The organism is Streptomyces sp. NPDC048623, from assembly GCF_040650755.1.
GTDB lineage: Bacteria > Actinomycetota > Actinomycetes > Streptomycetales > Streptomycetaceae > Streptomyces.
The window spans coordinates 203,192-223,045 of record NZ_JBEZHV010000006.1 but is presented as its reverse complement, the minus strand read 5'-3'; the positions used below and the strand labels follow the sequence as shown (position 1 = coordinate 223,045).

The window sequence follows — 19,854 nt, the reverse complement described above, 5'->3', positions numbered from 1 at the left end:
CCGCCCACGGGGGACTCCATGGCACCGCCGACGGACGCCGGACCGCACGACGCTCCCTTCCTTCATGTTCACCTCGCGGATCTGTCCGCCGTGTACGCGGCGGCGGAACAGGGCCCGCCGGATCTGCCCGAGCCCGAGGGCGCGGCGCTGCGCGACCGGTACGCCCCGGGCCGCAGGCGCGCCCAGGCGCAGGCGTCCCGGCTGCTCGTCCGGGCCGTCCTGAGCCGGGCCACCGGCCGGCCGGCGCACCGGGTGCCCGTCGTCACCGACGCCGACGGCCGCCCGGGGCCGGCCGGGCCTCCGGCGCGGTGGCCGCACTTCAACGTCAGCCACGACGGCGGGCTGCTCGCGCTGGTGCTCGGCACCGGCCCGTGCGGGATCGATGTCGAGGACACCCACGAGGACGCGCTGCGCGAGGTCGCCGACCGCTTCTGCGGCGGCGCCGATCGCGCGCTCCTCTCCGAACCGGACGGGGCCCGGCGCCTGTGGGCGGCCAAGGAGAGCGTGGCCAAGGCGCTCGGACGCGGGCTGCGCGCCGGACTCTCCACGATCCACTTCACCGGCCACCCGGGCCGGCAGTGGGCCGAGGCCACCTGGCGTGGCCGGCCGGCCGGACTGCGTACCCGCGTGGTGGACCTCGGCGGCCGCCATCTGGCGGTCACCGCGCCAACGGTGCCGGGCGCCGTCCGCCTGTCCTGGTGGACACCGCACCACGCCGGCACCGACGGGCGTTGGGGGCTGCGCCCCGGCGCCTCGGCACACGCACGACCACTGGTCGCCGACGCGATCAGTGCCATCGACATCGACGCCGTACAGGCGGCATGGACGTCCTGGTGACGCATGCCGTCGTACGCCGTCGTCCGAGCGGGGGAAGCCAATGGACGAACCGACACTGCATACCGCGCTTGACAAGATCGCCACCGAACACGGGGACGTCATCGTCGATTTCCCCGCCGACAAGGTGGCGCTGAGCCTGACCGAGCTGAGCGCGCGGTCCCGGCGGATCGCGGCGCACCTGCGAGACCTGGGCATACGAAAGGGTGACCGCGTCGGCGCGCTGTCCACCAACGAGCCGGACTTCCTGCTGATCCTGTTCGCGCTCAGCCGCCTCGGCGCGTGCGTGTGCCCGTTGCCGATGCACTCGCGGGAGGGCGCCGGGCGGCTGGTCGGCGTGCTGGACGACGCCGGCATCAAGGACGTGGTGGTCTCGAGCCGCCTCGCCAAGATGATGCCCTTCATCGAGGAGGCGCTCCCCGGCCGCCGGGTGCTCGGGGCGGCCGAGATCCTGGCCCACGGCGGACAGGACGGGACGGACGAGGTGGACGGCGCGGACGTGGCCGCCGAGTGCGAGATCGTCCTCCAGTACACCTCGGGCAGCACCTCGCACCCCAAGGGCGTCCGGCTGACCCACGCCAACGTCCTCGCGACCCTGCGCGCGATCCGCGACGGCATCAGGCTCACGCCCGCCGACAAGAACGCCAACTGGCTGCCGCTCTTCCACGACATGGGCCTGTTCGGCACGCTCACCGGCATCCTGACCGGCGTGCACTGCACCATCTGGCGGCCCTCGGCCTTCGTCAAGGACCCCGCGCACTGGCTGCGGCAGTTCGCCGACGGCGGCTACACCATCAGCCCGATGCCCAACTTCGCCTACGACTACCTGGTGGAGGCCGTACCGGCCGACGAGGCCGCCTCGTACGACCTGTCCCGCTGGCGGGTGGCGTTCAACGGCGCCGAACCGATCGCCGTCGACTCGCTCGAGACGTTCTTCGGGCACTTCACCCCGTCCGGCTTCGACCCGCGCGTGATGCTGACGGTGTACGGCCTGGCGGAGGCGACGCTCGCGGTGACCTTCCCGCCGCTCGGGCGCGGTCCGCGCTTCGACTGGGTGGACCGCGCGGCGCTCGCCGAGCGGGGCGTCGCCGTACCGGTCGAGCGGACGGCACCGGGTGCGCGCGGCCTGGTCGGCGTCGGCCGCCCGGTGCTCGGGATGAACCTCCGGATCGGCGACCCGCACAGCGACAGCGGCGCGGCGCTCGACGACCGGTCGGTCGGCGAGGTGCAGCTGCGCGGCACGTCCGTCACGGCGGGCTACGTCGACGACGCCGGCGCCCTCACCCAGCCGTTCACCGCGGACGGCTGGCTGCGCACCGGCGACCTCGGCTATCTCGCCGACGGCGAACTGCACATCACCGGGCGCGCCAAGGAGATGCTCATCCTGCGCGGCGAGAACTACTACCCGGACGACGTGGAGAGCGCCGTACGCACCGACGAGGCCGTGCACCGCCGCCGCTGCGTGGCCTTCGTCCACCACGAGCCCGAGCCCGAGCCCGAGTCCGGGCCCGAGCACGGCCGGGAGCAGCACCGCGAGCGGGAGTTCATGGTCCTCGTCGCGGAGACAGACCGCCCCGAGGCGGAGCACACCGCCCTGGCCGACCACCTGCGCACCCTGGTCCGCACGTCTCTGGGTCTGCACGACCTGCGCGTCGTGCTCGCGGCCCCGGACTCGTTGCCGCGCACCACCAGCGGAAAGCTCCAACGGCTCGCCGCCAAGAGGGACTTCGCAGCCGGCCGCTGACACCGGGTCGCCGCCGCAGCGCACCCTCGCTGCCCGCTGCTCGGTGCCGCAGATCACTGCCACAGCTCACTTCCACGACCAAGGGATGAACTGATGCACAGTTACGACGTCTTCACCCAGTACGAACGCAACCACTGGAAGCTGACCGACATCGACTTCTCCGCCGTCGACAAGGACAAGGTCAAGCCCGAGTACGTGACGATCGCCAAGAGCGCCGTGATGGGCGAGTCGAACGTCATCGCCGCCGTGCACGGCTTCCTCAACGAGTTCGTCGACGACTACGACTTCTCGACCTTCGCCGTGGTGTGGGGCAACCAGGAGGTCCAGCACCACTACATGTTCAAGGCCTGGCTCGACGCCATCGGCGAGAAGGTGGACGACGCGGCGGTGGCTGCCATGCGGGCCCCGTACGACCCGGGCATCACGCCGTCCGCGACCCTGGCCACCAACATCATCTCCGAACTGACGGTGAATCACATCTACCGCAGGGTGGCGAGCGCGGTGGACGAGCCGGTTCTCAACACCCTTCTCCTGAACGCCAGTCGGGACGAGGCCGGGCACGCCCGGGAGTTCATCCACTACTGCCGGGAGCGGCTGCTTCGGCACCCCGAGGAGACGGCCTCGGTCCTCGAGACGCTCTACGTCTACACCTCGGACAAGCGCATCAAGCACCCCGTGGGCATCTTCAAGAGCGAGCTGTCCGAGCTGGAGGACCACGAGACCATCGACACCGCCTTCGAGCTGTTCCTGGAGCGCATCGCCGACGCCGACGAGCTGTTGGAGCTCCAGGGGAAGATCCGCAAGGTGTTCGGCACGATCGTGGACATGGACCTGTCGAGCAACGCCAAGGTGCGCCGCGCGCTGGCCGAGGTGATCGCCGCGTGACCGCCCTCAGCACGGAGACGGGCTCGCCGGCCGGTGAGCCTGCCGGCGAGCCGGTCGAGCTCCCCTGGCGGGTCCTGCCGGACTACCAGTGCTTCGGCTGCTCGCCCGCCAACGAGCGCGGTCTGCGGCTCCGGTTCCGGCACACGCCGGACGGCGGCATCGAATGCACCCTCGTGTTCGACCGCACCTTCGAGTCCTACCCGGGCGTGGTGCACGGCGGGATGTCCGCCACGGTCTGCGACGAGATCATGGGCAATCTGCTGGTGCTCCGGCTGGGCGTCTCGGTCTTCACCACCAGCATGCGCACCCGCTACATCGAACCCCTGGAGATCGGCGCCACCTACCGCTGCACGGCGAGCACCGACGCGGTGGCGGGCGACAAGGGCCCGTACACGGCGCAGGCCCAGATCACCGACGCCGCCGGGCAGGCCGTCGTCTTCGTCTCCGGCTCCTATCAGCCGGTGACACCGGAGCAGGCCAAGGCCCGGATGGCGATGTCCGACGACGAGGCCCGGCTCGTGGACGAGGCGCTGTCCGCGCTGCGCACCGACTGACCGCCGAGCAAGGCCGGCAGCTGAGCACGGCTTTTCCGTACAGACGCACCAGACATACCAGAGACACGTACGAGGAGAGAACCCACATGTCCCAGACCCACACCAAGGACGAGATCATCAGCACCGTGACCGAGCTGGTCGCCGCCGAATTCGGCCGTCCGGCGGCCGAGTTGACCCCCGACCGCGACCTCACCTCGGTGGAGGGCGCCGACTCGGTCAAGGTGCTCCGCTCCGTCGCCCGGATCGAGCGCACCTACGACATCGAACTGGAGGACGACCAGGTCTTCGGCTTCAAGACGATCGGCGACGTGGCCGACGCCGTCGCCGTCCTCATCGCCGAGCGGGGCTGACCGCTCATGACCGTCGACCACATCGAGCCGGCCGAACCGAAGACCAACCAGCACTACGACCAGGACCCCAGGGTCTTCGAGCTGTACCTGGACCGCACCCGCAAGTACAGCGCCGGGATCTACCGCACCGACGAGGACACCCTCGACCAGGCCCAGCAGAACAAGCTGCACTACGTCGCCGACCGGCTCGGCATCCGGCAGGGCGGCCGGCTGCTCGACATCGGCTGCGGCTGGGGCTCGCTGATCCTCTTCATGGCGGCCGAGTACGGCGCGTCCACGACGGGCATCAGCCCGGCGCCCAACCAGCACGCCTACATCGCCGAGCAGGCCGCCGCGAAGGGTCTGACCGGCCAAGTGGCCACGCGCATAGGGCAGATCGAAGAGCTGGAGCTCGAACCGCGCTCCTACGACGCGATCACCATGCTCGGGTCGATCGTCCACATGCCCGACCTGGACGCGGTCTACCGCAAGGCCTGGGCGGCGCTCAAGCGGGGCGGCCGGATGTACGTGTCCGAGAGCTGCTACCGCAACGACGCCAAGCGCGCCGAGTTCGCCGAGCGCGAGAACTCCGTGTTCGTACGGGACTCGATCTTCGGCTGGGGCGACATGCGTCCGCTCTCCGACCTGGTGCGCGGTGCCGAGAACGCCGGGTTCTCGGTCCTGGCCGTGGACGACCTGACCGAGGGCTACTGGCGCACGATCGAGGACTGGCTCGCCAACGTGGAGCGCAACGCGGCCCGCCTGGACGAGATCGAGCCCGGCCTGTCCGAGCAGCTGATCCGCTACCTCAAGACGGCCAACGCGGGGTGGGGATACACCACCAAGCACTACGCGCTGACCCTCGGCAAATCCCGTTAGTGGAGGCCACGTTGACGGAGATCGACGCCATACCCGCCAGGTGGAGGCACGTCCAGGCCGGCGGACCCCTGCTGCCCGCCACGGATGTGGACACGGCGGTCAGCGCCTTCCTGCGCGCCTCGCCCCCGACGAAGCGCTGGGACACCGACTTCAGCTTCGACTGGTCCCAGGCCGACGCCGGCCGGCTGACCGAGGGCGAGCGCTCGGCGGTGCAGTTCGTCACCATCATCGAGGACCATCTGCCCGGCTACTTCGCGCTGTACGAGCGGAACTTCCCGGTGGACGACAGCGTCGATCGCGAGACGTTCATCCACAACCGGGAGCTGTACCACTTCACCGTCCGCTGGGCGCAGGAGGAGGACACCCACGCGAGCGTGCTGGCCCGCTATCAGCTGGCCGCCGGACTCGCCGAGCAGCAGGATCTGTGGGCCTCGCTGGCCGACGAGGGGCGGAAGCACTTCGAACTGCCCTACTCGCAGGCGGTCCAGTTCTTCGTCTATCCCCTGGTGCAGGAGAAGGCCACCCAGATCTACTACCAGCATCTGCGCCAGGTGGTCGGCGATCCGCTCCTGAAGGAGATCCTGGTCCGGCTCAGCAGGGACGAGGCCCGGCACTTCACGTTCTTCGCGGACATGGTGGGGCGCTACCTGGAGCGCTACGGGGACGCGGTGGTGGACCCGATCCGCGAGGTGATCGCAGAGTTCCGGATGCCGCTCGCGGACACCATTCGCGGGTACTGGCGCTGGGCTCTGAAGATCGCCGACACGGCTCGCTACGACCACACCGAGGCGTATGACCACCTGGTGAAGGTCGTCAACCGCGCGGTGGACGCCAAGTCGGACAAGGTCGACGAACTGATCTCGTTCGTCACGGCCTGCGGGCAGCTGGGGCCTCGGCTCTGAGCTGCGCGGCCGGGGGTGAGGCGGCCGTCGTCCGGGGCGGGTCCCGGACGACGGCCGTGCCCCGGCCGCCCACCACCGCGACCGACTGAGCCTCAGGTGGGGCCTCTCCTAGGGGACCCGCGCCGTCCACTCCGGGGCCGAGAACTTGGACTCGGCCAGCTCCTTGGCCAGCGCCAGCTCCTCCTCCCTGATGCTGCCCTCGCTGAGGCCGTAGCGGGCCCGGAAGGAGGCGATCATGCGCTCGATGACCGCGTCGCGGGGCAGACCGGTCTGGCGGCGCAGCGGGTCGACGCGCTTCTTGGCGCTCTTGGTGCCCTTGTCGGACAGCTTCTCGCGGCCGATCCGCAGCACCTCCGTCATCTTGTCGGCGTCGATGTCGTACGCCATCGTCACGTGGTGCAGCACCGCGCCCGCACCGGCGACCATCCGCTTCTGCGCGGCGCCCGCGATCTTGCCGGCCTCCGTCGCGATGTCGTTCAACGGCTGGTACCAGGCCTTGACACCCATGTCACCGAGTGCGCCGAGCACCCAGTCGTCGAGATACGCGTAACTGTCGGTGAAGGACAGACCCTGGACGAGGGCGTCGGGGACCGACAGGGAGTACGTGATGGTGTTGCCCGGCTCGATGAACATCGCGCCGCCGCCGCTGATCCGGCGGACCACCTCGATGCCGTGCCGCCCGGCGGCCTCGGGGTCCACCTCGTTGCGCAGCGACTGGAAGCTGCCGATCACCACGGCCGGCGAGCCCCACTCCCAGACCCGCAGGGTCGGCGGGCGGCGGCCGGCCGCCACCTCGGCGGTCAGCACCTCGTCGAGCGCCATGTGCAGGGCGGGGGACTGCGGCGGTTCGTGGACCAGCTGCCAGTCGTAGTCCGTCCAGTCCGTGGCGTGCGCGAGCGCCCGGCGCACCGCCACCCCGATCCCCTCGGTGGTCAGCCCGAACATCTCGGTGCCCGGCGGCAGCGCCTGGTCGATGCGGGCCGCGAGACCGGCGGCGTCCGTGTCGGCCGGCGCGCCCTCCAGAGCCCGGTCGATCGCCAGGATCGCCTCGTCGGGTTCGAGGAAGAAGTCGCCCGCGACCCGGACCCGGCGCAGCACACCGTCCGCCACGTCGAGATCGACGACCACCAGCTTGCCGCCCGGGACCTTGTACTCGCCGTGCACGGACCCTCCCTGGAAGTAAGGGGTGAACTCGATCAAAGCGTACTCGTGGCCCGCGGGTCGTCCGGAGGTTGTCCACAGGTCGCCGCACCGCCCCCGGAATGTCAGACGGGTGTGGTGGGATGGACGCATGACGGAACGAAGCGTGACGACGACGACACGAGACACGAGGCTGACCACGGACGACTTCCTGGACCGGCTGCTCGCCGGTGACACCACCGCGGTGGAGGAGGCCGTCCGCAAGGCGGCCGCCACCGAGATCATGCCGCGCTTCCGGCAGCTCGACGCCGCCGAGATCGTGGAGAAGAACGGGCCGCACGACCTGGTCACCGTGGCCGACCGGGCCGCCGAGACCCAGCTGACCGCCGCCCTCACCGCCCTGCTGCCCGGCTCGGTGGTGGTCGGCGAGGAGGCCGTGCACGCCGACCCCTCGATATACGAGGCGCTGAAGGGCGACGCGCCCGTGTGGATCGTCGACCCGGTGGACGGCACCCGCCAGTTCGTCCGCGGCGAGGCCGGATTCTGCACCCTGGTCGCCCTCGCCCGGCACGGCGAGATCCTCGCCTCCTGGACGTACGCCCCCGCCCTGGAGGAGTTCGCCGTCGCGGTGCGCGGCCGCGGCGCCACCCTGAACGGCGCGCCGATACGGTCCGGGGCGCCCGCCCCCGGCGCGGTCCTGGAGGTCGCCACCTCCCACCCCGACTACACCACCCCGGACCAGAAGCGCGCCCTGCTCGGCCTGCGCACCGAGGGCGTCGACCCGCGCCCGTGCGGGTCGGCGGGCCTGGAGTACCTGGCCGTCGCCCGGGGCGAGCTCGATGGGATCGCCTTTTCTTGGGAGTACGCCTGGGATCACGCGGCGGGGCTGCTCCTCGTCGAGGAGGCCGGCGGCACGGATCTGACCGTGACCGGCGAGCGCTTCCGGATCGCCGGTGGTAACGCCCTGCCGTTCACGGCGGCCCGCGACGCGGCCACCGCCGACCGGATCCGGTCACTCCTCCAGGCCGGGTAAGTCCCGTACCAGGCCGGGAATATGCTGGATTCCTCGGCCGGCCGACGAAGGAGTCCAAGGTGCCGTCGATGCTCGATGCCGTCGTCGTGGGGGCGGGGCCCAACGGACTGACCGCAGCCGTGGAGCTCGCCCGGCGCGGCTTCTCGGTCGCCGTGTTCGAGGCGAAGCCGACGGTCGGCGGGGGCGCCCGCACCGAGGAACTCACCCTGCCCGGCTTCCGCCACGACCCCTGCTCGGCCGTGCACCCCCTCGGCATCGGCTCGCCGGTCTTCCGCACCATGCCGCTGGCCCGCCACGGCCTGGAGTGGCTGCACCCCGAACTGCCCCTGGCCCACCCCTGGGACGACGGCACCGCGGCCGTCCTCTCCCGTTCGGTCGCCGAGACCGCGGCCTCCTTCGGCCCGCGCGACGCCGGCACCTACCGGCGGCTGGTCGCGCCCTTCCTCGGCAAGTGGGAGGGCCTGGCCCGGGACTTCATGCAGCTGCCGCTCACCACGCTGCCCCGCGACCCGGTCACCCTCGCCCGGTTCGGCCTCGCCGGGCTGCCACCGTCGACCTGGCTGATGCGCCGCTTCCACGACGAGAAGGCGCGCGGTCTGTTCGCCGGTCTCGTCGGCCATGTCATCGCCCCGCTCGGCGGCTTCGCCACCGGCGCCGTCGGCCTGGTCTTCGCGCTCGCCGCGCACGCGGTCGGCTGGCCGCTGCCCCGGGGCGGCTCCCAGTCGATCTCCGACGCCCTCGCCGCGTATCTGAAGGAGCTCGGCGGCGCCGTCCACACCGACTTCGAGGTCAAACGGCTCGACGACCTGCCGCCGGCCCGCGCCTATGTCTTCGACACCTCGCCCACCGCCCTCGCCCGGATCGCCGGGCTCGGCGCGGCCTACGACGGCTACCGCTACGGCGCCGCCGCGTTCAAGATCGACTATGCCCTGTCCGGGCCCGTGCCCTGGACCAGCGAGGCCGCCCGCCGGGCCGGCACCGTGCAGATCGGCCCCACCATGGGCGAGATCGGCACGGCCCTCCACCAGGTCGCCGGCGGCACGGCCCCCGACACCCCGTTCCTGATCACCGCCCAGCCCAGCCTGGTCGACCCCGGCCGCGCCCCCGAGGGCAAGCAGGTCTTCTGGGCCTACGGCCATGTCCCCAACGGCTGGCGCGGCGACCTCACCGACGCCATCGAGCGGCAGATCGAGCGCTTCGCGCCCGGCTTCCGCGACCTCGTCCTGGCCCGCGCCACCGCCGGACCGCCCGAACTCGCCGACCGCAACGCCAACTACGTCGGCGGCGACATCGCCTGCGGCGCCGCCCGCGGCCTGCAACTCGTCCTGCGCCCCAGACTGTCCCTCTTCCCCTACAACACCCCGCACCCGGCGGTCTTCCTCTGCTCCTCCGCCACCCCGCCCGGCCCCGGCGTCCACGGCATGTCCGGCCACAACGCCGCCAAGGCCGTCTGGCGCCGGCTGCGCACCCCCACAGCGCGCTGAGGGCCTGCGCCTGGCCCGAAACCGGGGTGTCCCGGCGGCCCGACGGCGCGAGGATGGATTCATGAGCACCCGATCCGGCCCGTCCGGCCAGACAGACCGACCCGCCATCGTCCTCGTCCGCGGCGACATCACCGCGCAGGACGCGGACGTCATCGTCAACGCCGCCAACTCCTCGCTCCTCGGCGGCGGCGGAGTCGACGGCGCGATCCACCGCAAGGGCGGCCCCGCGATCCTCGACGCCTGCCGCACGCTCCGCGCCGGCCACTACGGCGGCGGGCTCCCCACCGGCCAGGCCGTCGCCACCACCGCCGGAAACCTCGCCGCCCGCTGGGTCGTCCACACCGTCGGGCCGGTGCACAGCACCCAGGAGGACCGCTCCGCGCTGCTCGCCTCCTGCTACCGCGAGTCGCTCCGCGTCGCCGCCGCACTCGGCGCCGAGACCGTCGCCTTCCCCGCGATCTCCACCGGGATCTACGGCTGGCCCATGGGCGACGGGGCCCGCATCGCCGTCCGCACCGTGCGGCAGGAGGCCACGGCACCCGTGCGCGAGGTGCGGTTCGTGCTGTTCGACCAGGCGGCCTACGAGATCTTCGCCGAGGCGCTCGCGGCGGACGGCACCACCCCACGTTGATGTCGTTTTCCCGCCAGCCCGGGCCGCCGACGATCACCGATCCTTGAGGCATGCACACCGACACCGAGCGCTGCGTGCGGGCCGTCCAGTCGAAGGACGCCCGTTTCGACGGCGTGTTCTTCACCGCCGTCCGGACCACTCGGATCTACTGCCGGCCCAGCTGCCCCGGCGTACCGCCCAAGCCCCAGAACATGGAGTTCCACCCGAGCGCCGCGTCCTGCCAGCGGGCCGGCTTCCGCGCCTGCAAGCGCTGCCGGCCCGACACCAGCCCCGGCTCGCCCGCCTGGCACGCCCGGGCCGACGCCGTCGCCCGCGCCGTACGCCTCATCCAGGACGGGCTCGTCGACCGCGAGGGCGTCCCCGGGCTCGCCGCCCGCCTCGGCTACTCCACCCGCCAGATCGAACGCCAGCTGCTCGCCGAACTCGGCGCCGGACCGCTCGCCCTCGCCCGCGCCCAGCGCGCCCAGACCGCCCGGCTGCTCATCGAGACCACCCCGCTGCCCATGGCCGAGATCGCCTTCGCCGCCGGCTTCGCCTCGATCCGCACCTTCAACGACACCGTCCGCGAGGTCTTCGCGCTCACCCCCGGCGAACTGCGCGCCCGCGCCGCCCGCTCCCGTGCAGCCCGCTCCCGTACCGCGCCCGCCGCAGCTCCCACCGCCACCCCCGGCGCGATCACCCTCCGGCTGCCGTTCCGCGCCCCGCTCGAACCCTCCAACCTCTTCGGCCACCTCGCCGCCACCGCCGTCCCCGGCGTCGAGGAATGGCGCGACGGCGCCTACCGCAGAACACTCGCCCTGCCGTACGGCTACGGCATCGTCGCCCTCGCCCCGCGCCCCGACCATGTGCAGTGCCGGCTCTCGCTGACCGACCCGCGCGACCTCACCCACGCCATCAGCCGCTGCCGCCGGCTGCTCGATCTCGACGCCGACCCCGTCGCCGTCGACGAGCAGCTGCGCACCGACCCGCTGCTCGCGCCGCTCGTCGACGCCGCGCCCGGCCGGCGGGTGCCCCGTACCGTCGACGCCGCCGAGTTCGCCGTACGGGCGGTGCTCGGCCAGCAGGTGTCCACCGCCGCCGCCCGTACCCACGCGGCGCGGCTCGTCACCGCGCACGGCGTCCCCGTCGACGACCCCGAGGGCGGCCTCACCCACCTCTTCCCGACCCCCGACGCGCTCGCTGGGCTCGACCCCGAGACCCTCGCGCTGCCCCGCAGCCGCCGCACCACCCTGCTCACCCTCGTCACCGCCCTCGCCGACGGCAGCCTCGCCCTCGGCCCCGAGAGCGACTGGACCGAGGCCCGCGAACGGCTGCGCGCCCTGCCCGGCTTCGGTCCCTGGACCACCGAGGTCATCGCCATGCGGGCGCTCGGCGACCCCGACGCCTTCCTCCCCGGCGACCTCGGCATCCGGCGCGCCGCCGAGGGCCTCGGCCTGCCCGCCGCCCCGGCCGCGCTCACTGCCCGCGCCGCCCGCTGGCGGCCCTGGCGCGCCTACGCCGTCCAGTACCTGTGGGCCACCGACAGCCACCCGATCAACCACCTGCCCGCGTAAGGAAGTTCCGCCATGCCACCCACCGTCCGGCACACGGTCGTGGACAGCCCCTACGACCTGCTGACCCTGGTCGCCGTCGACGGCGTCCTCAGCCGTATGTACATGACCGACCAGCGGCACCGCCCGCCGGAGGAGACCTTCGGTGAGCCCGACCCGCGCCCCTTCACCGAGGCGGTCCGCCAGCTCGACGCGTACTTCGCGGGCGAACTCACCGAGTTCGACCTGCCGTTGAACCTCACCGGCACCCCGTTCCAGCTGCGCGTCTGGGAACAGCTCCGGCTCATCCCGTACGGGGAGACCCGGACCTACGGCGAACTCGCCGAGGCCCTCGGCAGCCCCGGCGCCTCCCGCGCGGTCGGCCTCGCCAACGGCAAGAACCCGGTCACCATCATCGTCCCCTGCCACCGGGTGATCGGCTCCGGCGGCAGCCTCACCGGCTACGGCGGCGGCCTCGACCGCAAGAAGCGGCTGCTCGCCTTCGAAGCGGGCGCCGGCGAGCCCGACGCCCTCTTCCCGATCTGGTGATCAGCGCAGCCGGTCGATCAGCGCGGGCAGCGCCGTGCCGATCGGCTCGCGCACGATCTCGTGCGCGACCGGGTCGTACGGCGTGGGCTCGGCGTTCACGATGATCAGGCGGGCCCCGTTCTCGGCCGCGATCCCCGCGAGCGAGGCCGCCGGCTGCACCTGGAGGCTGGTGCCGACCGCGATGAACACCTCCGCGGCCTTCGCGATGGACATCGCGTTGCCGAGCACCACCGGGTCGAGCCGCTCGCCGAACATCACCGTCGCCGACTTCAGGATCCCGCCGCACGCCCGGCACGCCGGGTCGTCCTCACCGGCCTCCACCCGCGCGAGCGCCTCCGCCATCGACGACCGCGCGTGGCACGCCGTGCACACCACCGCCCGCGCCGAGCCGTGCAGTTCGAGCACCTTCCGCTCGGGCATCCCCGCGGCCTGGTGCAGTCCGTCGATGTTCTGCGTGATCACCCGCAGCGCGTGCCCGCTCCTCTCGAACGCGGCGACCGCGCGGTGCGCCGCGTTCGGCTCGGCGGCGAGCACCGGCCCGTCCTTCCGCATCAGCCACGAACGGCGCCGGATCTCCGGGTCGGCCATGTACGGCCCGTAGGTGACGAGCCGCTCCGCCTCGGGGTCACGCGTCCACATCCCGTTCGGCCCCCGGTAGTCGGGAATCCCCGAGTCCGTCGAGATGCCTGCCCCGCTGAGAATCGCCACCATGGTCATGCCGCGAGCGTAGGCAGGACGGAAGCCCGCCCGCGAGCGAATTCACCGCCGCGGGCCGGGACCGCCCGCGCCGGGCCCCGCGCCGGGACCGCCCGCGCCGGGCCCCGCGCCGGGACCGCCCGCGCCGGGCCCTGCCCCGGGCCCGGTTCACCGTGACCGCCTGCCGTCATCCCGTCAGCGTGGCCAGTCGCGCCGTCCGCTCCGCCAGTTCGCTGATCCGTGCCCCGTCGAAGCCCGCCACCGCGCTGTGCACCCGGTCCCGGAGCGGTTCCGACCACTGCGGCGGGATCGCCGCCGCGCCGCACAGGACGCCGGCCACCGAGCCCGCCGTCGCGCCGTTGGAGTCGGTGTCCAGGCCGCCGCGCACGGTGAGCGCCAGGGTGCGGGTGAAGTCGCCCTCGCCGTACAGGAGTCCGGCGGTGAGGACCGCCGCGTTCGGGACCGTGTGGATCCAGCCGAGCGCCCCGGTCTCACGGCGCAGCTCGGCGAGTGCCTCGGACCAGTCCACGCCCGCCTCGTGCAGCGCCATGGTGTGCCGTACGGTGCGGGCCAGCCTGCATCCCGGCGGGACGTGCTCCAGAGCGGCTTCCAGCGCCGTGCGGGCGTCGGGGGCGGTGAAGGCGGCGGCGACCAGGGCGGCCGCCCACATCGCGCCGTACACCCCGTTCCCGGTGTGCGACAGGACCGCGTCGCGGCGGGCGAGTCCGGCCGCGCGCCGCGGATCGCCGGGCGACGTCCAGCCGTACACGTCCGCCCGGATCAGCGCGCCGATCCACTCCTGGTACGGATTGTCGTAGGTGGCGGTCAGCGGCGGCTTCAGGCCGTTCGCGAGGTTCCGGTAGGCGACCCGCTCCGCCGTGAACGTCTGCAGATACGGCAGCCGCAGCAGCCACAGCTCGCCGACCTGCTCGGTGCTGAAGTCGAAGCCGCGGGTTTCGAGCAGGTGCAGTCCCAGGATCGAGTAGTCCACGTCGTCGTCCCGGCAGCTGCCGTTGATCCGGCCGCGCACGCACTGCGGCCACTCCGGCCGCAGCTCGAAGCCGTCCGCGCCGGCCGCGGGCGGCGGCGGGAGGTAGTCGGTGAGCGGCAGCGCGTCGGTCAGCCGCAGATAGGCGTCTATCCGCTCGGGTGTCCAGTGGTCGCCGCTCTCGACCGGTTTGCCGAGCATGTTCCCGGCGATCCGCCCGGTCCAGCCGCCGAGGACCCGGTCGGCGAGTTCGCTGTGCTTGAGCCGGCTCATGATTCCGGTCTAGCCGACGGGAGGGCCGGGCGCGCGGCGACCCGCCCCCTTGTCCCGCCTTTGCTCGCTCCCTGTCGCCGTTTTGATCGATCAATTCGGTGCTCCCGTGACCCTCTATGGTGCGGAATACCGGCATATCAGGGGGTGGCCTGCGCTCTCGCGATACGGATAAGGTCGGCCCTGGCGCGACTGCCTGTTCGAAAGCAAGGGATGCAAGGTGACGGACGGAGCAGTTTCTGTGGTCGCACGCGTGCTCGTCGCGGCCGACAAGTTCAAGGGTTCGCTCACGGCCGTGCAGGTCGCGGAGCGGGTCACAGCGGGGCTGCGACGGGTCGTCCCGGACCTGCGGGTGGAGACGCTGCCCGTCGCGGACGGCGGCGACGGCACCGTGGCCGCGGCGGTGGCGGCCGGGTTCGAACGGCGCGAGGTCACCGTGACCGGGCCCCTCGGCGAGCCCGTCACCGCGGCGTACGCGCTGCGCGGCACCACCGCGGTGGTGGAGATGGCGGAGGCCTCCGGCCTCCAGCTCCTGCCCGCCGGCGTCTTCGCGCCGCTCACCGCCACCACGTACGGCTCCGGCGAGCTGCTGCGCGCCGCGGTCGACGCGGGCGCCACGACGCTCGTCTTCGGCGTCGGCGGCAGCGCCACCACCGACGGCGGCGCCGGCATGCTGGCCGCGCTCGGCGCGGTGTTCCTGGACGCGGAGGGCGCGCCGGTCGGCCCGGGCGGCGGCGCCCTGGCGAACCTGGCCTCCGCGGACCTGTCGGGCATCGACCCGCGCTTCGCCGGCGTCGACTTCGTCCTCGCCAGTGACGTGGACAACCCGCTCACCGGCCCGAAGGGCTGCGCGGCGGTGTACGGCCCGCAGAAGGGCGCGAGCCCCGAGGACGTCGAGACGCTCGACGCGGCCCTCGCGCACTACGCGCAGGTCCTGGAGAAGGCCATCGGCCCCCGGGCCGCCGAGCTCGCCGCCTCCCCGGGCGCGGGCGGCGCGGGCGGCATCGGCTACGGCGCGCTGCTGCTCGGTGCGAGCTTCCGACCCGGCATCGAGCTGATGCTGGAGGTCCTCGGCTTCGCCCCGGCCCTGGAGCGCGCCACCCTGGTCATCACCGGCGAGGGCTCCCTCGACGAGCAGACCCTCCACGGCAAGGCCCCGGCGGGCGTCGCCGCGGCCGCCCGCGCGGCCGGCAAGGAGGTCGTCGCGGTCTGCGGCCGCCTCGCCCTCCCGCCCGAGGCCCTCGGCGCGGCGGGCATCCGCCGCGCCTACCCGCTGAGCGCCCTGGAACCCGACCCGTCCAAGTCCATCCCGCACGCGGGCCCCCTGCTCGAAGAGGTCGCGTCCCACATCGCGCGGGACTTCCTGCTGTAGGGCGCAAGCCCAGGCGTCCGGGGCCGGCCCCGGACCGGCCCTGGCACCCGGCGTCTGCCTCCGGCCCGCTGCCGCCGGCTACCCGGCCCCGGCACCTGGCGCCGCGCTCGGCCCCCTGGCCCCGGGCCGCTGGCGCCGGCTCCGGACCCTGACCTCTGGGCCCTGGACCCCGACCTTGACCTCTGGCCCCGGGCCCTGTCCACGGGCTCGGCCCCCTGGCCCCGGCCCGCCCGGCCTTGGCCCCGGGCCTGGGTCCGGGCTCTGGGCTTCAGACCCCGGCCCTGGCCCCGGGTCCCGGCCCTGGCTTGGGCCTCGGGCTCCGCCCCGGACCCAGCCCCCGGCCTCGGGCCACAGCGCCCGGCTCGTTTCCCCGGCCCCGGCCCCCCCTCACCGGACCGTCCGCTCCCGCACCGGCTCGCCCGTGTGCGGGTCCAACAGGACCGTCGTCACCTCGCTTCCGTTCCGTACGATGCGCAGCTCGTCCGGGCCGCGCCAGGTGATCTCGGCGTGGGCGTAGTCCTCGGGTGCGCCCCGGAAGGTGGTGGCGGGCCAGGAGTGGGCGGCGAGGCCGGAGCCGGCGACGACCGTGACGCGCCAGGGCGGGTCGATCGCGTTCGGGCCGGACTCGACCACGACCCGGCGGTCCACACCGGCGGGCGCCGGGACCAGGCCGATCTCGTCCCAGCTTGCGCCGGTCCGCGCGAGCGGTACGGCGGCGAGCGCGGCGCCCGCGCACAGCACGAGGACCGGCACCCGTACCGCCACCTGGCGGGTCAGCAGCCAGACGGCCGGGGCCAGGAGTACGGCGGTGGCGAGGAGGAAGGGCCAGAGGTGCGCGAACACGGTGAGCAGGACGAGCAGCCTGCTCGACTCGGCGGCCCGGGACCCCAGGGGGTACGCCACCGCCGTGAGGACCGCGGCCGCGAGGAGGACGCCGCCCGGAAGGCGGCTGCGGCGGCGTAACACATACCTGTGCGTCGTCATCGTCACGCGCGCCACCCTGGCAGAGCCGCCCCACGGCGCGCGGGCCGGCCGCGAAAGCTTCGCCCGGGCTTCAGCCCCTCGCCGGGCGTACGCAGACGAAAGGGCCCCGGACGCGACAAGCATCCGGGGCCCTTTCACAAGCCGGTACCGCTACCGCAGCTGCGCGGCCTCCGCCTGGCGCGCCTCGCGGCTCTCGCGCCGGTTGTCGCGGAAGGTGTTCACTCGCCTGGCCGTCGCGAAGAGGGGGATCACGGCGCCCAGGACCACCTGGAGGGCGCACCCGGCCTGGAGCAGGAACTGGCCGCCCGGCGCGTCGAACGCCCAGGCCGCGAGCATCGCCATCGCTCCGACGATCCAGCTGAGCATCGCCACCGCGAGGACACCCCGCGGCTTCGGGTACTCGACCCGGCTCACCATCAGCCACGCCGTGCCGATGATCGCCAGCAGGGTCGGGATGAACGGCAGCTCAAGCAGGATGATCGACACGACCGTCAGCGCGCCGAACGGGCTCGGCATGCCCTGGAACATGCCGTCCTTCATCGTCACGCACGAGAACCGCGCGAGCCTCAGCACCACCGCGAGCAGCACCACGATCGCGGCCACCGCCGAGACCTTCTGGTGGGCGTCGTCCGCGACCATGCCGTACACGAGCACGAAGTACGCCGGCGCCAGGCCGAAGCTGATCAGGTCCGACAGGTTGTCGAGCTCGGCGCCCATCGGCGAGCTGCGCAGCTTGCGCGCCACGATGCCGTCGAAGAGGTCGAAGATCGCCGCTCCGAGCATCAGGATCACGGCCGTCGCGGCGGAGTGCCGCGCCATGCCGGTCTCCACCCCGCTGCCGGTGAGGTGCGGGATGAGGATGCCGGTGGTGGTGAAGTACACCGCCATGAAGCCGCACGTGGCGTTACCGAGCGTGAGGGCGTCCGCTATGGACAGCCTCAGCGACAGCGGCATCTCCTCGGCGTCGTCGGCGTCCGCCTCCGACTCGGCGACCCAGTCGGCCGCCCGTGTGTCGGGATCAATCACGGTCAATGCGAGTCACCCCCGCAGTCGTGGGCTGACCGACCTCGACCGCGACCTCGACACCCTCCGGGAGGTAGATGTCGACCCGCGATCCGAAGCGGATCAGTCCGATCCGGTCACCCTGCTCGACCTTCGTCCCCTGCGGGATGTACGGCACGATCCGCCGGGCCACGGCGCCGGCGATCTGCACCATCTCGATGTCACCGAGCTCGGTGTCGAAGTGCCAGACAACGCGCTCGTTGTTCTCGCTCTCCTTGTTGAACGCCGGCACGAAGCCGCCGGGGACGTGCTCCACGGACGTCACCGTGCCGGCCAGCGGCGCGCGGTTGACGTGGACGTTCAGCGGGCTCATGAAGATGGCGACGCGGGTGCGTCCGTCCTTCCACGGCATGATGCTCTGCACCACGCCGTCGGCGGGCGAGATGACCCGGCCCTGAGCGATCTCGCGCTCGGGGTCGCGGAAGAACCACAGCATGCCGGCCGCGAGAGCGGTGGCCGGCACGGCGATGGCCTTGGCACGCGTCGACCTGCGCGAGCGCGCGAGGCTCAGCGCCGCGGTGGCGACGGTCGGCAGAAGCCACGGCGATGCTCCGCGAGCGATGCGGACGCCCTTGAGGCGGTCGCGGTGTGCAGAGGTTTGGCTGTGGGGCATGGATGACCTTCGTAGCGGATGATGCCGCGCTTACAACGGGGGACGGCGGCTTTGCGGCGATGCTATCGGTTGCGGGCCGCAACTGGGCAAGCCAGAAGCCGAGTCGGCGGCCGGAAGACGAACACGGGGTGTGATCTTCTTCGCGGCCAAACCGACCCAAATCCGACAATCAACCCTGGAATCGGTATTCCTCGAGCAGCCGTCGACCGATGATCATTTTCTGGATCTCGGCGGTACCTTCACCGATGAGCAGCATCGGGGCCTCGCGGTAGAGGCGCTCGATCTCGTACTCCTTCGAGAACCCGTAGCCACCGTGAATACGGAAGGCATCCTCGACGACCTCCTTGCAGTATTCGGAGGCGAGGTACTTCGCCATCCCTGCTTCGAGGTCGTTTCGTTCCCCGGAGTCCTTTTTGCGTGCTGCGTTCACCATCATGGCATGAGCGGCCTCGACCTTGGTAGCCATCTCGGCGAGCTTGAACTGGATCGCCTGGTGCTGGGCGATCGCCTTGCCGAAAGTGTGACGCTGCTGGGCATACTGGACGCCGAGTTCGAAAGCACGCTGCGCGACACCGCAACCACGGGCCGCCACATTGACGCGGCCGACCTCCACGCCGTCCATCATTTGGTAAAACCCTCGGCCGGTGACCCCGCCGAGGACCCGATTGGCCGGAATGCGCAGTCCGTCCATGATGAGTTCGGTGGTGTCGACCCCCTTGTAACCCATCTTCTCGATCTTGCCGGGAATGGTGAGGCCGGGGCGGACCTCTCCGAAGCCGGGCTCCTTCTCGACGAGGAAGGTCGTCATCGACTTGTGCGGGGCGGTGCCCTCGGGGTGTCCTTCGTCACTTCGGACGAGAACGGCGACCAGCGTTGACGTGCCGCCGTTCGTCAGCCACATCTTCTGGCCGTTGAGGACGTACTCGTCGCCGTCCTTGACCGCCTTCGAGGTGATCGCCGACACGTCCGAGCCGAGACCCGGCTCCGACATCGAGAACGCGCCGCGCGTCTCGCCGGCCGCCATCCGCGGAAGGAAGTAGTCCTTCTGCTCCTGCGTGCCGTGCTGCTTCAGCATGTACGCCACGATGAAGTGGGTGTTGATGATGCCGGACACCGACATCCAGCCGCGCGCGATCTCCTCCACGCACAGCGCGTAGGTGAGCAGCGACTCACCCAGGCCCCCGTACTCCTCGGGGATCATCAGACCGAAGACGCCGAGCTCCTTCAGCCCGTCCACGATCTGCTGCGGGTACTCGTCGCGGTGCTCGAGCTCCGTCGCGACCGGGATGATCTCCTTGTCGACGAAGTCGCGGACGGTGGAGAGGATCTCCTGCTGGACGTCGGTCAGACCGTGGGTCTGGGCGAGTCGCGCCATG

20 protein-coding genes are annotated in these 19,854 nt (G+C 72.2%); 13 read left to right on the top strand and 7 right to left on the bottom strand.

All coding sequences use genetic code 11. From position 1 onward, the window contains the following. The first annotated feature begins 18 nt into the window (after window positions 1-18). The 7 genes from AB0C73_RS11750 to AB0C73_RS11720 all read left to right on the top strand — a co-directional run bounded on the left by AB0C73_RS11750 (window position 19) and on the right by AB0C73_RS11720 (window position 6,127). Complete coding sequence (locus AB0C73_RS11750; RefSeq protein ID WP_362527710.1) at window positions 19-837, top strand: 4'-phosphopantetheinyl transferase superfamily protein; 819 nt, start codon at window positions 19-21, stop codon at window positions 835-837. 40 nt (window positions 838-877) lie between these two features. Next, a complete protein-coding gene (locus AB0C73_RS11745) occupies window positions 878-2,578 on the top strand; it encodes an AMP-binding protein (protein WP_362527707.1) in 1,701 nt (566 codons plus the stop codon). A 93-nt stretch (window positions 2,579-2,671) separates the two neighbouring features. Further along, window positions 2,672-3,463, top strand: a complete 792-nt coding sequence (locus AB0C73_RS11740) for a ferritin-like domain-containing protein (protein ID WP_362527705.1) — start codon at window positions 2,672-2,674, stop codon at window positions 3,461-3,463. Continuing rightward, the gene (locus tag AB0C73_RS11735) at window positions 3,460-4,017 is read left to right on the top strand and encodes a PaaI family thioesterase (RefSeq protein WP_362527703.1); all 558 of its coding nucleotides are present in this window, start codon (window positions 3,460-3,462) and stop codon (window positions 4,015-4,017) included. The genes AB0C73_RS11740 and AB0C73_RS11735 overlap by 4 nt, the downstream gene beginning before the upstream one ends. An 86-nt stretch (window positions 4,018-4,103) precedes the next feature. Then, window positions 4,104-4,367 (top strand): acyl carrier protein, encoded by a 264-nt coding sequence (locus AB0C73_RS11730; protein WP_362527701.1) that lies wholly within the window; start codon window positions 4,104-4,106, stop codon window positions 4,365-4,367. 6 nt (window positions 4,368-4,373) lie between these two features. Beyond that, complete coding sequence (locus tag AB0C73_RS11725) at window positions 4,374-5,225, top strand: class I SAM-dependent methyltransferase (protein WP_362527698.1); 852 nt, start codon at window positions 4,374-4,376, stop codon at window positions 5,223-5,225. Window positions 5,226-5,236: 11 nt separating this feature from the next. Further along, window positions 5,237-6,127, top strand: coding sequence for an acyl-ACP desaturase (locus AB0C73_RS11720; protein ID WP_362527696.1), 891 nt, complete (start codon window positions 5,237-5,239; stop codon window positions 6,125-6,127). A 108-nt stretch (window positions 6,128-6,235) separates the two neighbouring features. Here AB0C73_RS11720 and AB0C73_RS11715 read toward each other — a convergent pair whose 3' ends face one another. Next, complete coding sequence (locus AB0C73_RS11715; protein WP_362527695.1) at window positions 6,236-7,291, bottom strand: biotin/lipoate A/B protein ligase family protein; 1,056 nt, start codon at window positions 7,289-7,291, stop codon at window positions 6,236-6,238. 127 nt (window positions 7,292-7,418) lie between these two features. Between AB0C73_RS11715 and AB0C73_RS11710 the strand changes: the two genes are divergently transcribed. The 5 genes from AB0C73_RS11710 (at window position 7,419) to AB0C73_RS11690 (ending at window position 12,493) form a co-directional block, all read left to right on the top strand. Continuing rightward, window positions 7,419-8,300: an inositol monophosphatase family protein gene (locus tag AB0C73_RS11710; RefSeq protein WP_362527693.1), complete on the top strand. Its 882-nt coding sequence runs from the start codon at window positions 7,419-7,421 to the stop codon at window positions 8,298-8,300. A gap of 59 nt (window positions 8,301-8,359) precedes the next feature. Further along, a complete protein-coding gene (locus AB0C73_RS11705) occupies window positions 8,360-9,784 on the top strand; it encodes an NAD(P)/FAD-dependent oxidoreductase (RefSeq protein ID WP_362527692.1) in 1,425 nt (474 codons plus the stop codon). 61 nt (window positions 9,785-9,845) lie between these two features. Next, window positions 9,846-10,415, top strand: a complete 570-nt coding sequence (locus AB0C73_RS11700) for an O-acetyl-ADP-ribose deacetylase (protein ID WP_362527689.1) — start codon at window positions 9,846-9,848, stop codon at window positions 10,413-10,415. A 50-nt stretch (window positions 10,416-10,465) separates the two neighbouring features. Next, entirely contained in the window at window positions 10,466-11,968 is a 1,503-nt protein-coding gene (locus AB0C73_RS11695) for an AlkA N-terminal domain-containing protein (protein WP_362527686.1), read from the top strand. Between the two features lie 12 nt (window positions 11,969-11,980). After that, the gene (locus AB0C73_RS11690) at window positions 11,981-12,493 is read left to right on the top strand and encodes a methylated-DNA--[protein]-cysteine S-methyltransferase (protein WP_362527683.1); all 513 of its coding nucleotides are present in this window, start codon (window positions 11,981-11,983) and stop codon (window positions 12,491-12,493) included. Here AB0C73_RS11690 and AB0C73_RS11685 read toward each other — a convergent pair whose 3' ends face one another. After that, a complete protein-coding gene (locus AB0C73_RS11685; RefSeq protein WP_362527681.1) occupies window positions 12,494-13,210 on the bottom strand; it encodes a Sir2 family NAD-dependent protein deacetylase in 717 nt (238 codons plus the stop codon). 166 nt (window positions 13,211-13,376) lie between these two features. Further along, window positions 13,377-14,450: an ADP-ribosylglycohydrolase family protein gene (locus AB0C73_RS11680; protein WP_362527679.1), complete on the bottom strand. Its 1,074-nt coding sequence runs from the start codon at window positions 14,448-14,450 to the stop codon at window positions 13,377-13,379. A gap of 217 nt (window positions 14,451-14,667) precedes the next feature. Here AB0C73_RS11680 and AB0C73_RS11675 point away from each other — a divergent pair, with 217 nt between their 5' ends. Further along, window positions 14,668-15,819 carry a glycerate kinase gene (locus AB0C73_RS11675; RefSeq protein ID WP_362527676.1) on the top strand — a complete coding sequence of 384 codons (1,152 nt, stop codon included), beginning with the start codon at window positions 14,668-14,670 and terminating at the stop codon, window positions 15,817-15,819. 387 nt (window positions 15,820-16,206) lie between these two features. Here AB0C73_RS11675 and AB0C73_RS11670 read toward each other — a convergent pair whose 3' ends face one another. The 4 genes from AB0C73_RS11670 to AB0C73_RS11655 form a co-directional block, all read right to left on the bottom strand. Further along, window positions 16,207-16,803 carry a hypothetical protein gene (locus tag AB0C73_RS11670; RefSeq protein ID WP_362527673.1) on the bottom strand — a complete coding sequence of 199 codons (597 nt, stop codon included), beginning with the start codon at window positions 16,801-16,803 and terminating at the stop codon, window positions 16,207-16,209. A 150-nt stretch (window positions 16,804-16,953) separates the two neighbouring features. Further along, on the bottom strand, window positions 16,954-17,829 hold the full coding sequence (gene pssA, locus AB0C73_RS11665) for a CDP-diacylglycerol--serine O-phosphatidyltransferase (protein ID WP_362528042.1): 876 nt from the start codon (window positions 17,827-17,829) through the stop codon (window positions 16,954-16,956). Further along, complete coding sequence (locus AB0C73_RS11660) at window positions 17,822-18,478, bottom strand: phosphatidylserine decarboxylase (RefSeq protein WP_362527671.1); 657 nt, start codon at window positions 18,476-18,478, stop codon at window positions 17,822-17,824. The genes pssA and AB0C73_RS11660 overlap by 8 nt, the downstream gene beginning before the upstream one ends. A 169-nt stretch (window positions 18,479-18,647) precedes the next feature. After that, the gene (locus tag AB0C73_RS11655; RefSeq protein WP_362527668.1) at window positions 18,648-19,853 is read right to left on the bottom strand and encodes an acyl-CoA dehydrogenase family protein; all 1,206 of its coding nucleotides are present in this window, start codon (window positions 19,851-19,853) and stop codon (window positions 18,648-18,650) included. Window position 19,854: the final 1 nt, after the last annotated feature.